The sequence below is a fragment of the Pseudomonas sp. S09G 359 genome (assembly GCF_002843605.1).
Lineage (GTDB): Bacteria > Pseudomonadota > Gammaproteobacteria > Pseudomonadales > Pseudomonadaceae > Aquipseudomonas.
The window spans coordinates 5,791,980-5,807,235 of record NZ_CP025263.1; the positions used below are offsets into that span (position 1 = coordinate 5,791,980).

Annotated in this window: 15 protein-coding genes; 10 read left to right on the forward strand and 5 right to left on the reverse strand. The window is 61.6% G+C overall.

Going from position 1 to position 15,256, the window contains the following annotated elements:
• Positions 1 to 53 precede the first annotated feature (53 nt).
• Together CXQ82_RS26625 and CXQ82_RS26630 are read left to right on the forward strand one after the other, a co-directional pair.
• Entirely contained in the window at positions 54 to 398 is a 345-nt protein-coding gene (locus tag CXQ82_RS26625; protein WP_101273009.1) for a pentapeptide repeat-containing protein, read from the forward strand.
• 203 nt (positions 399 to 601) lie between these two features.
• A complete protein-coding gene (locus CXQ82_RS26630; protein WP_010562703.1) occupies positions 602 to 874 on the forward strand; it encodes a TfoX/Sxy family protein in 273 nt (90 codons plus the stop codon).
• A gap of 267 nt (positions 875 to 1,141) precedes the next feature.
• On the opposite strand, the gene CXQ82_RS26635 is transcribed toward CXQ82_RS26630, so the two are convergent.
• Genes CXQ82_RS26635 through CXQ82_RS26645 form a run of 3 tightly spaced genes read right to left on the reverse strand, consistent with a single transcriptional unit; the run spans position 1,142 to position 3,821 of the window.
• Positions 1,142 to 1,909 carry a heme ABC transporter ATP-binding protein gene (locus tag CXQ82_RS26635; protein ID WP_101273010.1) on the reverse strand — a complete coding sequence of 256 codons (768 nt, stop codon included), beginning with the start codon at positions 1,907 to 1,909 and terminating at the stop codon, positions 1,142 to 1,144.
• Positions 1,909 to 2,946 carry an iron ABC transporter permease gene (locus tag CXQ82_RS26640; protein WP_101273011.1) on the reverse strand — a complete coding sequence of 346 codons (1,038 nt, stop codon included), beginning with the start codon at positions 2,944 to 2,946 and terminating at the stop codon, positions 1,909 to 1,911. The genes CXQ82_RS26635 and CXQ82_RS26640 overlap by 1 nt, the downstream gene beginning before the upstream one ends.
• Positions 2,943 to 3,821 carry a hemin ABC transporter substrate-binding protein gene (locus CXQ82_RS26645; RefSeq protein WP_101273012.1) on the reverse strand — a complete coding sequence of 293 codons (879 nt, stop codon included), beginning with the start codon at positions 3,819 to 3,821 and terminating at the stop codon, positions 2,943 to 2,945. The genes CXQ82_RS26640 and CXQ82_RS26645 overlap by 4 nt, the downstream gene beginning before the upstream one ends.
• Before the next feature lie 154 nt (positions 3,822 to 3,975).
• On the opposite strand from CXQ82_RS26645, the gene CXQ82_RS26650 reads away from it, so the two are divergent.
• Positions 3,976 to 4,293, forward strand: a complete 318-nt coding sequence (locus CXQ82_RS26650) for a Rieske 2Fe-2S domain-containing protein (RefSeq protein WP_101273013.1) — start codon at positions 3,976 to 3,978, stop codon at positions 4,291 to 4,293.
• Here CXQ82_RS26650 and sfsA read toward each other — a convergent pair.
• Both sfsA and CXQ82_RS26660 read right to left on the reverse strand, forming a co-directional pair.
• Entirely contained in the window at positions 4,290 to 5,003 is a 714-nt protein-coding gene (gene sfsA, locus CXQ82_RS26655; RefSeq protein WP_101273014.1) for a DNA/RNA nuclease SfsA, read from the reverse strand. The genes CXQ82_RS26650 and sfsA overlap by 4 nt on opposite strands.
• The gene (locus CXQ82_RS26660) at positions 5,003 to 6,175 is read right to left on the reverse strand and encodes a pyridoxal phosphate-dependent aminotransferase (protein WP_101273015.1); all 1,173 of its coding nucleotides are present in this window, start codon (positions 6,173 to 6,175) and stop codon (positions 5,003 to 5,005) included. Before CXQ82_RS26660 ends, sfsA begins: the two co-directional genes overlap by 1 nt.
• 319 nt (positions 6,176 to 6,494) lie before the next feature.
• Here CXQ82_RS26660 and dksA point away from each other — a divergent pair, with 319 nt between their 5' ends.
• From dksA to folK, 7 genes are all read left to right on the forward strand, one after another.
• On the forward strand, positions 6,495 to 6,929 hold the full coding sequence (gene dksA / locus CXQ82_RS26665; RefSeq protein ID WP_005791430.1) for an RNA polymerase-binding protein DksA: 435 nt from the start codon (positions 6,495 to 6,497) through the stop codon (positions 6,927 to 6,929).
• A gap of 83 nt (positions 6,930 to 7,012) precedes the next feature.
• Entirely contained in the window at positions 7,013 to 7,900 is an 888-nt protein-coding gene (gene gluQRS, locus CXQ82_RS26670) for a tRNA glutamyl-Q(34) synthetase GluQRS (RefSeq protein ID WP_101273016.1), read from the forward strand.
• A gap of 62 nt (positions 7,901 to 7,962) precedes the next feature.
• Positions 7,963 to 8,139 (forward strand): hypothetical protein, encoded by a 177-nt coding sequence (locus tag CXQ82_RS26675; protein WP_003176118.1) that lies wholly within the window; start codon positions 7,963 to 7,965, stop codon positions 8,137 to 8,139.
• Complete coding sequence (locus CXQ82_RS26680; protein ID WP_177409930.1) at positions 8,123 to 11,077, forward strand: sensor histidine kinase; 2,955 nt, start codon at positions 8,123 to 8,125, stop codon at positions 11,075 to 11,077. The genes CXQ82_RS26675 and CXQ82_RS26680 overlap by 17 nt, the downstream gene beginning before the upstream one ends.
• A gap of 22 nt (positions 11,078 to 11,099) precedes the next feature.
• Positions 11,100 to 12,530: a sigma-54 dependent transcriptional regulator gene (locus tag CXQ82_RS26685; RefSeq protein WP_101273018.1), complete on the forward strand. Its 1,431-nt coding sequence runs from the start codon at positions 11,100 to 11,102 to the stop codon at positions 12,528 to 12,530.
• Between the two features lie 723 nt (positions 12,531 to 13,253).
• A complete protein-coding gene (locus CXQ82_RS26690; protein ID WP_101273019.1) occupies positions 13,254 to 14,648 on the forward strand; it encodes a polynucleotide adenylyltransferase PcnB in 1,395 nt (464 codons plus the stop codon).
• Between the two features lie 2 nt (positions 14,649 to 14,650).
• On the forward strand, positions 14,651 to 15,136 hold the full coding sequence (gene folK, locus CXQ82_RS26695) for a 2-amino-4-hydroxy-6-hydroxymethyldihydropteridine diphosphokinase (RefSeq protein WP_101273020.1): 486 nt from the start codon (positions 14,651 to 14,653) through the stop codon (positions 15,134 to 15,136).
• Positions 15,137 to 15,256 lie beyond the last annotated feature (120 nt).

Genomic DNA, 15,256 nt, shown 5'->3' on the forward strand with positions numbered 1-15,256 from the left:
CCGAGCAATAGTGGCACTATAATGGCGTCATAAATCCAACAGGAGTCGCCTTCATGAGTCAGCCCAAGCTTCTCGATACCCCGCTCTACTCGCTCCTGCACAAAGACAACATCCGTGGCTTTAACCAGGAACGCCCGAAAGACGGCCCCATCGACATGCGTGGCGGCGACTTCCGTGGCCTGGACCTGCGTGAGCTGAATGCCACGGGCGTGGATTTCACCGACGCCTACTTCCGCTCCACCGACTTGCGCGGCCTGGACTTGCGTGACTGCTCACTGGAAGGCGCCAGCCTGGCCCATGCGCAGATCTCGGGCACCTACTTCCCGCCGGAACTGACTGCCGATGAGATTCTCATGTCGGTCAATTTCGGTACTCGCCTGCGCTACCGCACCAAGTAAACATCCCCGCCTCCACCCCGGTCACGCACAGCCGTACCGGGGGCTTACGCCTGGCCTCCGTCAAAATCCCCGCGTCATTCTTATAAGCGTTTAGGCCGTTCCTGACCAAAGAACTACGCTTTTCCTACTGAGCGCTACACTCCTGTGCAGGCTTGCCTGGTCACGATACCCACCGCACCATTCGGCCGTCGCAAGGAGGCTTGATGAACGATGAGCTGCAACACCTGAAAAACCTCGGCAAGACGTCAGCACAGTGGTTGCATGCGGTGGGCATCCACAGTGCGTCGGACCTGCGCCGACTGGGAGCGGTCGACGCCTACCGGGCCGTGCGAACTCGCGGGTTCCGAGCCTCGAAAGTGCTGCTGTACGCGATCGAAGGGGCGTTGATGGATGTGCACTGGAACGACATTCCTGCCGAGCGCAAGGAAGCATTGAACCGCCAACTGGACGCTATTTCGGCGCGGCAGAAGAATTAGATCAGTCAGAAAACCCAATGATCACAGGCCTTTCGAACGGTCGTTTGAGGAAAATACCAGATCGTTTCAAAACAGATGTTGACTCTCAAATGAGAATCGTTATGATTATCACAACTGGTCGCGAGATCAGCCGATAACTGAAAGACCATTGGTTCGGACTCTCAGATTATCTCCTCATCAGGCTAATCACGGTTATTTGACCCGGCTTTTTGCCGGGTCTTTTTTTACCTGTAAAAAGCTGCTGATAAAAAGCCGCCGGCAAAAAACTCAGCGCGCAATGATCAACGGATGCCCCCGCTCGGGGTGCGGCTGTACCAGCACATCCAAACCAAATACCGCCTTCAGCGGCTCCGGACGCATGACCTGTGCCGGCGTATCCAAGGCGTGGGCACGCCCCTGCTCCAGCAACAAAATTCGATCGCAGTAGCGGGCCGCCAGGTTCAGGTCATGCAGGATCACCAGCACGGCAGCGCCACGATCAGCAAAAGTGCGAATAGCCTGCAAGGTCGTGTGCTGATGCAAGGGGTCGAGCATCGACGTGGGCTCATCCAGCAACAATGTCTGCCCCGCCTCGCCAGGCCATAACTGCGCGAGCACCCGCGCCAGGTGCACGCGCTGACGCTCCCCACCGGACAACGCCAGGTAACTGCGGCCACTCAAGTGACCGACATCCGCCGCCTGCAGCGCCGCATCGATAATCTCATCGTCACGCGCACGCCCGGTCTGATGGGGCAAGCGGCCCATACCGACGACTTCCTCGACACGAAAGGCGAAGTCCAGGGTCGAGGTCTGCGGCAACACGGCCAAACGCTGGGCCCGCTGCGATCCGCTCCAGTCCTTGAGCGCCTGCTGATCGAGCCAAACCTTGCCCTGGTCAGGGTGCAGCTCACCGCACAAGGCCCCCAGCAACGTGCTCTTGCCCGCGCCATTGGGGCCGAGCACGCCGAGTACCTGGCCGGGCAGCAGGTCGAGGGTGATGTCCGCCAATACGGTTTTGTGGCCGCGACGGATGTGCAACTCTTCCACGCGAAGCATCAGGCGCGCCCTCGCAACAACAGGTAAAGAAAAAACGGCGCGCCTATAAACGCGGTGACAATACCGATCGGCAGTTCAGCCGGCGCCAGGGCCAAGCGTGCGACCAGGTCGGCGAATAGCAACAAACTTGCGCCCGCCAGTACCGAAGCGGGTAACAGCACGCGGTGATCCGGCCCCGCCAACAGGCGCACCAGGTGCGGTACCACCAGCCCGACAAATCCGATCATGCCCGCCGCCGCCACGGCCGCGCCCACACCGAGGGCGGTGCAGAACACCAACTCGCGCTTGAGCCCTTCAACATTGATCCCCAGGTGGCTGGCCTCCGACTCCCCGAGCAGCAGCGCGTTCAACGCCTTGGCCCGGCGCGGCAACCACAGCGCCACACCCGCGCTCACCAGCAGCAACGGCCACAAGCGAGAATAACTGGCGCCATTGAGGCTGCCCAGGTTCCAGAACGTGAGCGTTCGCAGGGTCGCGTCGTCCGCCAGGTAGGTAAACAGCCCTACCGCCGAGCTGGCGAGCGCCGTAAGGGCGATACCGGCGAGCAACATCGTCGCCACATTGGTCTGGCCGTTACGCCGCCCCAGACGGTAGACCAGCGCGGTCACGCCCAGGCCGCCGAGGAATGCACACAGCGACAAAAGATAAGGCCCGAACGCCTCCGGCAAACCGCCAAAGAACGAACCGCCGACAATCGCCACCGCCGCCCCCAGCGCCGCACCACTGGACACGCCCACCAACCCCGGGTCGGCCAGCGGGTTGCGAAACAGTCCCTGCATGGCTACGCCCGACAGCGCCAGCACACCGCCAACCGCCAGCCCCAGCAGGGTACGTGGCAAGCGAATCTGCCCCAGGATCAGCTCAGCCTGTTCCAACCCTTGCGCCTCTATCGGCACGCCCATCATCCGCAACGCAGCTTTAAGGGTGTCCAGCAGCGGCAGGCTCACCGGTCCCAGGGCCAAGGAAAGCCAGGTCGCCAGGACGCACAACAGCGCCAGCCCGATAAACAGCGTTCGCGGTTTTACCAGAGTGGTCATGGGGCGGCTTTAGCCTGGGATGGGTAGAAGCCCTCAGACAGTTTCACCAGGCTCTGCGGCAGGCGCGGGCCCAAGCCACCCACCAATAATGTCGGGTCCAGCTCGAACACCCGTCCGCTCTTGGCGGCCGGGGTGGCGGCCAGGATAGGGTTCTCCTTGAACAAGGCCGCGCGGGCCGCATCACCGGTCAGCGCGCGATCGGCAAACACCAGCACGTCCGGGCTCAACCCAGCCAGCGACTCCAGCGAAAACGGCTTGTAACCGCTGTGCGTCGCCAGGTTACGCCCGCCCGCCTGCTGCAACATCCAGTCGGCAGCCGTGTCTTTACCCGCAATCAGTGGCTTGCCCCCGGCATGCCCAAGCAACAGCAGCACGCCCGGCGCCTTTTGCGTGGCCTGGGCCTTCGCAACCCAGGCTTTCTGCTGATCCAGCGCCTGTTCATATCCGCTAAACAATGCGTTGGCCTTGGCCTGACTGCCCAGTAGCTTGCCCAGGTGCTCAAGGTTGCCTTTGAGGGTGGGCAAATCCGGCTCTGCGGAAAACATTTCCACCTGCACACCCGCCCCGCGAACCTGTGCCAACACGGGTGGCGGCCCCATTTCTTCGGTGCCCACCAACACCTGCGGACGCAGGCTCAGAATGCCTTCCGCCGACAACTGGCGCTGATAGCCGATGCTCGGCAATGCCTTGAGGGACTCGGGATGCTGGCTGGTGGTGTCCACCCCCACCAGCTTCGACTCCCCGCCCAGCGCCGTCACCCATTCGGACAGCGCGCCACCGGCACTCACCCAGCGTTGAGGCAGTTCAGAGGCTTGTGCCCCGTGGTTGACCAGCAGTCCGACAACAAGCGCAATAGCACTGGCACTCAGGCGCATAACAGGGTTTCCTTCCAAGGGCAGGGCCTTTCGAGTACTCCTCGATGTGACAGATAACCTGTGCAACGCATCGAACTGAGCACCCAGTCAGCTAACGGGCGAAGCCGGCATTTGATAATTGTTTGCATTTGAACGTCAAGGCATAAGGATTTAAATGAAGTTTCTCTGCCCCTCCGAGGCCCTGGCGCCCGACAGCAGCCTTGGGTTTGACGTAGACGGCTGCAAGCTGCTGGCCGTGCGCCGCGGCGGCGTTGCCTACTTCTATATCAACCGCTGCCCCCATCGCGGTATCCCGCTGGAATGGCAGCCCGACCGCTTCCTCGACGCCAGCGCCAGCCTGATCCAGTGCGCCACCCACGGCGCACTGTTCCTGATCGAAAGCGGCGAATGCATCGCCGGCCCCTGCGCAGGGCAAAGCCTCACCGCCCTGCCCGGCCGCGAAGACGCACAGGGGTTGTGGGTGCAGCTCTAGTCGCCGAGTAGCACGTCCAACCGGCGATCCACATACACCTCTTCGGGCGTGATGCGCACGCCATACGCCAACACTTCCACCCCCGCAGCCTTGGCTTCGCGCAGGGCGGCGGCGTACCCAGGGTCAATTTCCACGGCCGGCCGCACCGCGTCGATGCCCGACAGGTTGACGCAATACAGTTGCACCGCGCGCACGCCGTCGCGAGCCAGGTGCGCCAGCTCCCGCAGGTGTTTGGCGCCACGCTGGGTCACGGCGTCGGGGAAGGCGGCCACATGGGTGCCATCAAAGCCCAAGGTCACACTTTTGACTTCGACATAGGCCGCGCCATCGGGGTAATCCAGGCGGAAATCGATACGGCTTTTTTCCTGCCCATACGGCACCTCACGCTTTAACGCGGTAAAGCCGTTCAGTTCGGTAATCACCCCGGCGCGCAGGGCTTCCTCTATCAACTGGTTGGCCCGCGCCGTGTTGACGCACGCGAGCCGCCCTTGTGGCGTCTCGGCGATTTCCCAGGTGCCGGGCAACTTGCGCTTGGGGTCGCTGGAGCGGCTGAACCAGACCTGCCCACCCTCCAGCATGCAATTGAGCATGGAGCCAGTGTTCGGGCAGTGAATGGTGAGTAACTCGCCGGTAACGGTTTCGATATCGGTGAGAAAACGCTTATAACGGCGAATCAAGCGCGCTTCTTCGAGGGGAGGATGAAAGCGCATCAGCCTTGCCAGCTCCGCAAGCCACGGGCGATGCGTTCGACCGCCTCCTGCAGGCGCTCAAGATTCTGCGTGTAGGCAAAGCGCACGTGGTGCCCGGCCTGATAACGACCGAAATCCAGGCCTGGGGTAAACGCCACATGCTCGGTTTCGAGGAAATGCCGGCAGAATGCGAAGGCATCACCGCCGAACGCGCTGATATCTGCATACAAATAAAATGCCCCTTCCGGCTCGACGGCAATGCCGAACCCCAGCTCGCGCAGGGCCGGCAGCAAGAAGTCACGACGACGCCCGAATTCGGCGCGGCGCTCCTCGAGAATGCTCAGGGTTTGCGCAGTAAAACAGGCCAGCGCCGCATGCTGGGCCATGCTCGGCGCGCTGATGTAGAGGTTTTGCGCCAGCTTCTCCAATTCACCCACTGCCGCCGGTGGCGCCACCAGCCAACCCAAGCGCCAGCCAGTCATGCCGAAATACTTGGAAAAACTATTTAGGACGAACGCCTCATCATCCACCTCCAGCACGCTGGCGGCGTCAGTGCCGTAGGTCAGTCCGTGGTAGATCTCGTCCACCACCAGATGGCCATTGCGCGCCTTGATCGCGCTGGACAGCCCGGCCAACTCATCGCGCGTGAGGATCGTGCCGGTCGGGTTGGCCGGCGAGGCAACCAGCGCGCCCACGCTATCCTGGTCCCAGTGCCTGGCCACCAGATCGGCGGTCAGTTGGTAGCGCACCTCGGGGCCCACCGGCACCAGTTGCGCCGCGCCTTCCACCAGGCGCAGGAAGTGCCGGTTGCAGGGGTAACCCGGGTCGGCCAGCAGCCAATGCTTGCCGGGGTCCACCAGCAGGCTGCTGGCCAGCAGCAGCGCGCCGGAGCCACCGGGGGTAATCAGGATGCGCTCCGGGTCAATTTTCAGGCCGTAGCGCTGCTGATAGAACCCACTGATCGCCTCGCGCAATTCCGGCAGGCCACGGGCGGCGGTGTAGCGGGTCTTGCCATTGGCCAGTGCCGCCTGGCCGGCCTTGATAATCGGCTCGGCGGTGGTGAAATCCGGCTCGCCGATTTCCAGGTGGATCACATCATGCCCTGCCGCCTGCAGCTCATTGGCTCGCGCCAGCAGCGCCATGACATGAAACGGTTCGATGGCGCGACTGCGCGCACTGTAGGGCTGAGCCATTAGCCTTCCTTAACGGTGAGGACAAAATCAGGATTCTACCGAACCCTCGCGGTAAAACATGCTCTATTGCCTGCTCGGCCACCTTGGTGGCCCGGGCAAGCACGCGCAAAACGGCTAAAATCAACATTCGAGACGTGACATACCCAGCAACGACGGGCGACTGCACTTTGCAACCCGTACGCGACGGGCCTCGACAACCGGGAGTGGCGCACCCCGAATCTATCTGGTAAGTTCGCCCGCTTGCAGCCGCAGGGCCGGCAGGTGTCGGTGACGTTGCAATCCTGCGCAATGGATTAGAAGAGTGAGAGGCGGTCTATTCATGTCCACCCAAGCAAAGCAACAGAGCATCAGCGGTTTCCAACCCTACGTCGAGTCGAAGGGTGAGGAATACATGGGCAAGCCCATGCGCGAGCACTTCTCCAAAATCCTGAAGCAGTGGAAACAGGACTTGATGCAGGAAGTCGACCGCACGGTTGACCACATGAAGGACGAAGCAGCCAACTTCCCGGACCCGGCCGACCGTGCCAGCCAGGAAGAGGAATTCGCCCTCGAACTGCGCGCCCGTGATCGCGAGCGCAAGCTGATCAAGAAGATCGACAAGACCCTGCAACTGATCGAAGACGAAGAATACGGCTGGTGCGAATCCTGCGGCGTCGAAATCGGTATTCGTCGCCTGGAAGCCCGCCCTACCGCGGACCTCTGCGTAGACTGCAAGACCTTGGCTGAAATCAAGGAAAAACAGGTCGGCAAATAAACCTGCCGAGCTGAACGAATGGGGCGTGCAAACGCCCCATTTTTGTTTCTGGAATTTGCTGATTTTCCAGTAGTATCCGGTCCATGACAGCCTCTACCTATATTGGGCGTTTCGCCCCCACGCCCAGCGGCCACTTGCACTTCGGTTCGCTGGTCGCCGCCCTTGCCTCCTACCTCGATGCCCGCGCCAACAGCGGCCGCTGGCTGATGCGCATGGAAGACCTCGACCCTCCCCGCGAAGAGCCCGGCGCCCAGGCGGCGATCCTGCACGCCCTGGAAAGCTACGGCTTTGAATGGGACGGTGAACTGGTCCGACAAAGCGAGCGCCATGAGGCCTACGCCAAAGTGCTGAATGACATGTTCAACCACGGCCTGGCCTACGCCTGCACCTGCTCGCGCAAACAGCTGGAAGCCTACAACGGCATTTACCCGGGGCTGTGCCGCAATGCCGGTCACGATCAGCAGGATGCGGCCATTCGCTTGCGTGTTCCGGAACTGGAGTATCACTTTACCGACCGCGTACAGGGCGAATTCCGACAGCACCTGGGCCGCGATGTCGGCGATTTCATCATCCGCCGCCGCGACGGCCTGTATGCCTACCAACTGGCCGTGGTCCTCGACGATGCCTGGCAAGGGGTGACGGATATCGTGCGCGGCGCCGACCTGCTCGATTCCACACCGCGCCAGTTGTACCTGCAAGAGTTGCTGGGCCTGCGCCAACCGCGCTACCTGCACGTACCGCTGATCGTCCAGCCGGACGGTAACAAACTGGGCAAAACCTATCGTTCGCCGCCGTTGACACCCGACCAGGCCACGCCTTTGCTGTTAAGAGCATTGCGCGCGCTCGGCCAGCAACCCGGCAGCGAACTGCTCCACGCCAGCCCACGTGAGCTGCTGGATTGGGGCATTGCCCACTGGGACGCCAGCCAGATCCCGCGCACACTCACACTGGCCGAAGCGCAATTGAGCTGAAGGCGCTTGCAGCTTGCCAGCCATCCGTTACCATCGCCGCACGTTTTTACACAGAGGCCAATATGTACATCTATCGATTGGTCCTGCTGCTGGTCGTCGGGATCTACCTGTTTTCTCCCGCCATCATGGATTGGTGGATCGACGCCACGGGCGCCTGGTACCGCCCCTATCTGCTGTGGCTGATCCTGATCGTCGTGACTTTCATCCTGCAGAGCCAAAAAGATGCCGATGAGCTTTAGCCTCACCCAGATGCTGCTGATCAGCGCCGCGTACCTCGCGGCGTTGTTCGGCGTTGCCTGGATCAGTGAGCGCGGAATGATTCCGCGGGCGATCATTCGCCATCCGTTGACCTACACCTTGTCCCTCGGCGTGTACGCCAGCGCCTGGGCGTTCTATGGCACGGTGGGCCTGGCCTATCAGTATGGTTATGGCTTTCTGTCCAGCTACCTGGGCGTGTCCGGCGCATTTTTGCTCGCGCCGGTGCTGCTGTACCCGATCCTGAAAATCACCCGCACCTACCAGCTGTCGTCCCTGGCCGACCTGTTTGCCTTCCGCTTTCGCAGCACCTGGGCCGGTGCGCTGACCACCGTGTTCATGCTGATCGGCGTGCTGCCGCTGCTGGCCCTGCAGATCCAGGCCGTGGCCGACTCCATCAGCATCCTCACCCGCGAGCCGGTGCAGCATCGGGTCGCGCTGGCCTTTTGCGCGCTGATCAGCCTGTTCACGATTTTCTTCGGTTCGCGCCACATCGCCACCCGCGAGAAACACGAAGGCCTGGTGTTTGCGATTGCGTTCGAGTCAGTGATAAAGCTGATCGCCATTGGCGGGGTTGGCCTCTACGCGCTGTACGGCGTATTCGATGGCCCGCAACAGCTGGAGTTGTGGCTGCTGCAAAACCAGACCGCCCTCGCCGCGCTGCACACGCCGTTGCAGGAAGGCCCGTGGCGCACGTTGCTGCTGGTGTTCTTTGCCTCGGCCATCGTGATGCCGCACATGTATCACATGACCTTTACCGAGAATCTCAACCCGCGCTCGCTGGTCAGCGCCAGCTGGGGCTTGCCGCTGTTTTTGCTGTTGATGAGCCTGGCGGTGCCGTTGATCCTGTGGGCCGGCCTGAAACTGGGCGCCACCACCAATCCCGAATACTTCACCCTCGGCATCGGCATTGCCGCCAACAGCCCGGCCCTGGCGCTGCTGGCTTACGTGGGTGGTTTATCGGCGGCCAGCGGCTTGATTATCGTCACCACGCTGGCCCTCTCGGGCATGGCGCTCAACCATTTGGTGCTGCCGCTGTACCAGCCGCCGGCCGAGGGCAATATCTACCGCTGGCTGAAATGGACGCGCCGCGCGCTGATCGTCGCGATCATCATGGCCGGCTACGGCTTCTATTTGCTGCTGGGCGCCGGGCAAGACCTGGCCAACCTCGGCATCGTCGCCTTTGTCGCCACCTTGCAGTTCCTGCCGGGGGTATTGTCGGTGCTGTACTGGCCGACCGCCAATCGCCGAGGCTTTATCGCCGGGCTGATGGCGGGGATCCTGGTGTGGATCGTGACCATGCTGCTGCCGCTGGTCGGCAACCTGCAGGGGTTCTATATCCCGCTGCTGAACATGATCTACGTGCTGGACGACACCAGTTGGCACATGGCGGCGATTGCCTCCCTGGCCGCCAACGTGCTGATGTTCACCCTGATCTCGCTGTTCACCAACGCCAGCCCGGAAGAAACCAGCGCCGCCGAGGCCTGCGCGGTAGACAACGTGCGCCGCCCGCAACGGCGCGAGCTGCATGCGGCCTCGCCCCAGGAATTTGCCACGCAGCTGGCCAAGCCCCTGGGCGCCAAGGCCGCGCAGAAGGAAGTCGAGCAGGCACTGCGCGATCTTTACCTGCCGTTTGACGAACGCCGCCCCTATGCCCTGCGCCGCCTGCGCGACCGCATCGAAGCCAACCTGTCCGGCCTGATGGGCCCCAGCGTGTCCCAGGACATGGTGGAAACCTTCCTGCCCTACAAGGCCGGCGGCGAAAACTACGTGACCGAAGACATCCATTTCATCGAGAGCCGGCTGGAGGACTACCACTCGCGCCTTACCGGCCTGGCCGCCGAACTCGATGCCCTGCGCCGCTACCACCGCCAGACCCTGCAGGAACTGCCCATGGGCGTGTGTTCCCTGGCCAAGGATCAGGAGATCCTGATGTGGAACAAGGCCATGGAAGAGCTCACCGGCATCGCCGCGCAACGGGTGGTCGGCTCACGCTTGAACACCCTCGGCGATCCATGGAAAGAACTGTTGCAAGGTTTTATCAACCTGCCCGACGAACACTTGCACAAACAGCACCTGGCCCTCGACGGCCAGACCCGCTGGCTCAACCTGCACAAAGCCGCGATCGACGAGCCTTTGGCCCCCGGTAACAGCGGCCTGGTGCTGCTGGTCGAGGACTTGACCGACACGCAGATGCTCGAAGACAAACTGGTGCACTCCGAGCGACTGGCCAGCATTGGCCGCCTGGCGGCCGGCGTGGCCCATGAAATCGGCAACCCGATCACCGGTATCGCCTGCCTGGCGCAGAACCTGCGTGAAGAGCGCGAGGAAGACGGCGAAATCACCGAAATCAGTGGGCAGATCCTCGAACAGACCAAACGGGTGTCGCGCATCGTGCAGTCGCTGATGAGCTTCGCCCATGCCGGCGCCCATCAGAACCAGGATGAAGCCGTGTGCCTGGCCGAAGTGGCGCAGGATGCCATTGGGCTGCTGGCGTTGAACCGGCGTAATTTCGAAGTACAGTTTTTCAATTTGTGCGACCCCGACCATTGGGTCGACGGCGACTCACAACGCCTGGCCCAAGTGCTGATCAACCTGCTGTCCAACTCCCGCGACGCGACGCCGGCGGGCGGCGCGGTACGCGTCAAGACCGAGGCTTTCGAGCACACGGTCGACCTGATCGTGGAGGACGAAGGCAGCGGTATTCCACAGAACATCATGGACCGATTGTTCGAACCTTTCTTCACCACCAAGGATCCAGGTGAAGGTACCGGTCTGGGCCTTGCACTGGTCTATTCCATCGTTGAAGAGCATTATGGACAAATCACCATCGACAGCCCGGCTGACACCGAAAGCCAACGCGGCACCCGTATTCGGGTGACCTTGCCGCGTCATGTCGAAGCGACGTCCGCTGTGAACTGAGACCGTCGAGAGAATTGAATCAATGCCGCACATTTTGATCGTCGAAGACGAAACCATTATCCGCTCTGCCTTGCGTCGCCTGCTTGAACGAAATCAGTACCAGGTCAGCGAAGCCGGCTCGGTGCAGGAAGCCCAAGAGCGTTTCAGCATTCCCACGTTCGACCTGATTGTCAGTGACCTGCGCTTGCCTGGCGCGCCTGGCACCGAGTTGATCAAGCTGGGCCAAGGCACTCCGGTGCTGATCATGACCAGCTACGCCAGCCTGCGCTCGGCGGTTGACTCCATGAAGATGGGCGCGGTGGACTACATCGCCAAGCCTTTCGACCACGACGAAATGCTCCAGGCCGTGGCGCGCATCCTGCGTGACCGTCAGTCGGCCAGCAGCGCGCCTGCCGAGCAACGCCCCGCCGGCAAAGCCGCCGAGAAGCCTGGCGTGGACAACAGCAACGGCGAGATCGGCATCATCGGCTCCTGCCCACCGATGCAGGATCTGTACAGCAAGATCCGCAAAGTCGCACCGACCGACTCGAATGTATTGGTCCAGGGCGAGTCCGGCACCGGTAAAGAACTGGTGGCCCGCGCCCTGCACAACCTGTCCAAGCGCGCCAAGGCCCCGATGATCTCGGTGAACTGCGCGGCGATCCCCGAATCCCTGATCGAGTCCGAGCTGTTCGGCCACGAAAAAGGCGCGTTTACCGGCGCCAGCGCCGGGCGTGCGGGCCTGGTTGAAGCGGCGGACGGCGGCACGCTGTTCCTCGATGAAATCGGCGAACTGCCCCTGGAAGCCCAGGCGCGCCTGCTGCGCGTGCTGCAAGAAGGCGAAATTCGCCGTGTGGGCTCGGTGCAATCGCAAAAGGTCGATGTACGCCTGATCGCGGCCACCCACCGCGACCTGAAAAGCCTGGCCAAGATCGGCCAGTTCCGTGAAGACTTGTACTACCGCCTGCACGTGATCGCCCTCAAGCTGCCGGCCCTGCGTGAGCGTGGCGCCGACGTCAACGAGATCGCCAATGCGTTCCTGCTGCGCCAAAGCGCACGCATCAACCGTACCGACCTCAAGTTTGCCCCCGACGCTGAGCAGGCGATCCGGCATTACTCCTGGCCGGGTAACGTGCGTGAGCTGGAAAATGCGGTGGAGCGCGCAGTGATCCTGTCGGAGAGCCCGGAGATTTCCGCCGAGCTGCTGGGCATCGATATCGAGCTGAGCGACCTTGAAGACGACGATTTCATCGGCCTGGCCCCGCAACAGGGTGGCGGTAGCAATACCAGCCATGAGCCGACTGAGGATTTGTCACTGGAAGACTACTTCCAGCACTTTGTCCTTGAGCACCAGGACCACATGACCGAGACCGAACTGGCGCGCAAACTGGGCGTGAGCCGCAAGTGCCTGTGGGAACGCCGCCAGCGCCTGGGTATCCCACGGCGCAAGACCGGGGTGGCCAGCGAGAGTTGAGGGCGCGCCCCCACAGGTAACACCCTCAGATGTGAAAAAACTGTTACCGCGGATATTTCGCGTAACAAAAGCCGGGGCTTACGGTAACGAAGCCCCGGCTTTTTTTCGCCTGCGAAAACCCAAAAACCACCTCAAACCCCCGGTTTTGCTGGGCGGCGCAAAAGTTGGCACGCACCCTGCTATATGCTTAGTACAAAAACAATAACAAGCTTTGTACAAGACAATAAAAATAAGACGAATCGACTCACGCATAATAAAAACAACACGGCGGAGGCGCAGCTAACTGATTCTTTTGGAGAGGCGTTGCATTGGGGCTTGCCCCGCAACCAGGCCGAGAACAACAAAAACTGCCCTAAGGCAGAGCCTGAACTGGTTGGATCGTAGATCAGCAACACAGCGACCAAAGCAATCCGTTTGCTCTTGGCTCCCGATTGGGAGTGTCATGAAGGTGAATCTTCATGGCGAGGGCGATCAACAAAAACAAGAAGCCCGCAATCAATAATAAAAATAGAGCACGCAACTACTTCTGGGGGAGCTTCGGCTCCCCTTGTAGTTTCTTGTAGAAAGCTTCCAGCATTCTGCACCGGGATTTGAAGATTTGAGGCTTATGGCGCAAGGCCTGCAGCTTGTTCCTACACCATCCCCCGACTAAATGCTAGAATCCCCGCCCATCATGCGGTCATTCTTCGTTATGGCCGAACATTCCTTCAAACAGTGCATCCCATGCTGAAGAAGTTGTTCCAGTCATTCCGTTCCCCCTTGCGTCGTACGCAACACATTCGCAGCACGCCTGAAGTGCTTAACAGCAATCAGCATTCATTGCAGCGCGCTCAATTCAGCCGCTATGCGGTGAACATCGTCGAACGTTTGCAGAACGCCGGCTACCAGGCTTATCTGGTGGGTGGTTGTGTACGTGACATGTTGCTCAATATCACGCCCAAGGATTTCGACGTCGCCACCAGTGCTACGCCGGAGCAGGTGCGCGCCGAGTTTCGCAATGCGCGAATCATCGGCCGCCGCTTCAAGCTGGTGCATATCCACTTTGGCCGCGAAATCATCGAAGTCGCGACCTTCCGCGCCGGCCACCCGCAAAACGATGAAGAGGAAGACACCAACCAGTCTTCCCGCAACGAGAGCGGACGCATCCTGCGTGACAACGTCTACGGCACCCTGGAAGAAGACGCGCAACGCCGCGACTTCACCATCAATGCCCTGTATTACGACCCGGTCAGCGAGCGCATCCTCGATTACGCCAATGGCGTACACGACATCCGCAACAACCTGATCCGCCTGATCGGCGACCCGACCCAGCGCTACCAGGAAGACCCGGTGCGCATGCTGCGGGCCGTGCGTTTCGCCGCCAAGCTCAACTTTGGTATCGAAAAGCACACCGCCGCGCCGATCCGAGAGCTGGCGCCGATGCTGCGCGAGATTCCCTCGGCGCGCCTGTTCGAAGAAGTGCTCAAGCTGTTCCTCTCGGGCTACGCCGCCGACACCTTCGAAATGCTCGTCGACCTGCAGCTGTTTGATCCGCTGTTCCCGGCCAGCGCCGAGGCACTGGAATACAACCCGACGTACACCCATACGCTGATCAGCGAAGCGTTGATCAACACCGACCTGCGCATCAAGCAGAACAAACCGGTGACCCCGGCGTTCCTGTTTGCCGCCCTGCTGTGGCCGGCCTTGCCGAAACGTGTACTGCGCCTGCAGGACCGTGGCATGCCGCCGATCCCGGCCATGCAGGAAGCTGCTCACGAACTGATCGCCGAGCAATGCCAGCGCATCGCTATCCCAAAACGCTTCACCATGCCGATCCGCGAGATCTGGGACATGCAGGAGCGCCTGCCACGCCGCAGCGGCAAACGCGCCGACCTGTTGCTGGACAACCCGCGCTTCCGCGCCGGCTACGACTTCCTGCTGCTGCGTGAAAGCGCCGGCGAGCAGACCGATGGCCTCGGCGAATGGTGGACCGACTACCAGGACGCCAATGACAGCGAGCGCCGCGAGATGATTCGCGAGCTGGGCAGCAAAGGCGATGGCGAAGGCGCCGGGCCGAAGAAACGTCGCCGCAGCGGCAGCAAGCGCAAACGCAGTGCCGCCGACGCCTCGGGCGAATAAACGTGGAACGCATCTACATCGGCATGGGCAGCAACCTGGCTGCCCCGGACCAGCAATTGCGCAGCGCCCTCGAGGCGCTGGCGCAATTGCCAGGCACCACCCTCGCCGGTGTATCGGCCTTCTATCAAAGTGATTCGCTGCTCCCGGGCCAACCGCGCTACACCAATGCGGTTGCCGCCCTGGACAGCAGCCTTGCGCCGCTTGAGCTGCTGGATGCCCTGCAAGCCATCGAAAACGACCAGGGCCGCGAACGCCTTGAGCGCTGGGGGCCGCGTACCCTGGACCTGGACATCCTGCTGTTTGGCGATCGCCTGATCGACGAACCGCGCCTCAAGGTGCCCCACTACCAGATGCACCTGCGGGCCTTTGTGCTCTTCCCGCTGGCCGAGCTCGCACCCGCCAACCTGCAACTGCCAGACGGACAAACGCTGCGCGAGCTGCTGGCAGCCTGCCCGTTTGTTGGCCTGGAACGTCTTCCAGCAGTCTGACTCGGTCAATGTGGGAGCGGGCTTGCTCGCGAATACGGTGGGTCAGAAACATATCCAGTGACTGACCCACCGTATGCGCGAGCAAGCCCGCTCCCACACTGGACCACCACAGCCTCGACA

What these genes read in the sequence shown, in the direction of transcription:
- dksA (WP_005791430.1), top strand. Translation starts at nt 6,495, where the DNA reads ATGTCCACCCAAGCAAAGCAACAGAGCATCAGCGGTTTCCAACCCTAC.
- gluQRS (WP_101273016.1), top strand. Translation starts at nt 7,013, where the DNA reads ATGACAGCCTCTACCTATATTGGGCGTTTCGCCCCCACGCCCAGCGGC.
- sfsA (WP_101273014.1), bottom strand. Translation starts at nt 5,003, where the DNA reads ATGCGCTTTCATCCTCCCCTCGAAGAAGCGCGCTTGATTCGCCGTTAT.
- CXQ82_RS26685 (WP_101273018.1), top strand. Translation starts at nt 11,100, where the DNA reads ATGCCGCACATTTTGATCGTCGAAGACGAAACCATTATCCGCTCTGCC.
- CXQ82_RS26640 (WP_101273011.1), bottom strand. Translation starts at nt 2,946, where the DNA reads ATGACCACTCTGGTAAAACCGCGAACGCTGTTTATCGGGCTGGCGCTG.
- CXQ82_RS26675 (WP_003176118.1), top strand. Translation starts at nt 7,963, where the DNA reads ATGTACATCTATCGATTGGTCCTGCTGCTGGTCGTCGGGATCTACCTG.
- CXQ82_RS26625 (WP_101273009.1), top strand. Translation starts at nt 54, where the DNA reads ATGAGTCAGCCCAAGCTTCTCGATACCCCGCTCTACTCGCTCCTGCAC.
- CXQ82_RS26660 (WP_101273015.1), bottom strand. Translation starts at nt 6,175, where the DNA reads ATGGCTCAGCCCTACAGTGCGCGCAGTCGCGCCATCGAACCGTTTCAT.
- CXQ82_RS26690 (WP_101273019.1), top strand. Translation starts at nt 13,254, where the DNA reads ATGCTGAAGAAGTTGTTCCAGTCATTCCGTTCCCCCTTGCGTCGTACG.
- CXQ82_RS26645 (WP_101273012.1), bottom strand. Translation starts at nt 3,821, where the DNA reads ATGCGCCTGAGTGCCAGTGCTATTGCGCTTGTTGTCGGACTGCTGGTC.
- CXQ82_RS26680 (WP_177409930.1), top strand. Translation starts at nt 8,123, where the DNA reads ATGCCGATGAGCTTTAGCCTCACCCAGATGCTGCTGATCAGCGCCGCG.
- CXQ82_RS26650 (WP_101273013.1), top strand. Translation starts at nt 3,976, where the DNA reads ATGAAGTTTCTCTGCCCCTCCGAGGCCCTGGCGCCCGACAGCAGCCTT.
- CXQ82_RS26630 (WP_010562703.1), top strand. Translation starts at nt 602, where the DNA reads ATGAACGATGAGCTGCAACACCTGAAAAACCTCGGCAAGACGTCAGCA.
- CXQ82_RS26635 (WP_101273010.1), bottom strand. Translation starts at nt 1,909, where the DNA reads ATGCTTCGCGTGGAAGAGTTGCACATCCGTCGCGGCCACAAAACCGTA.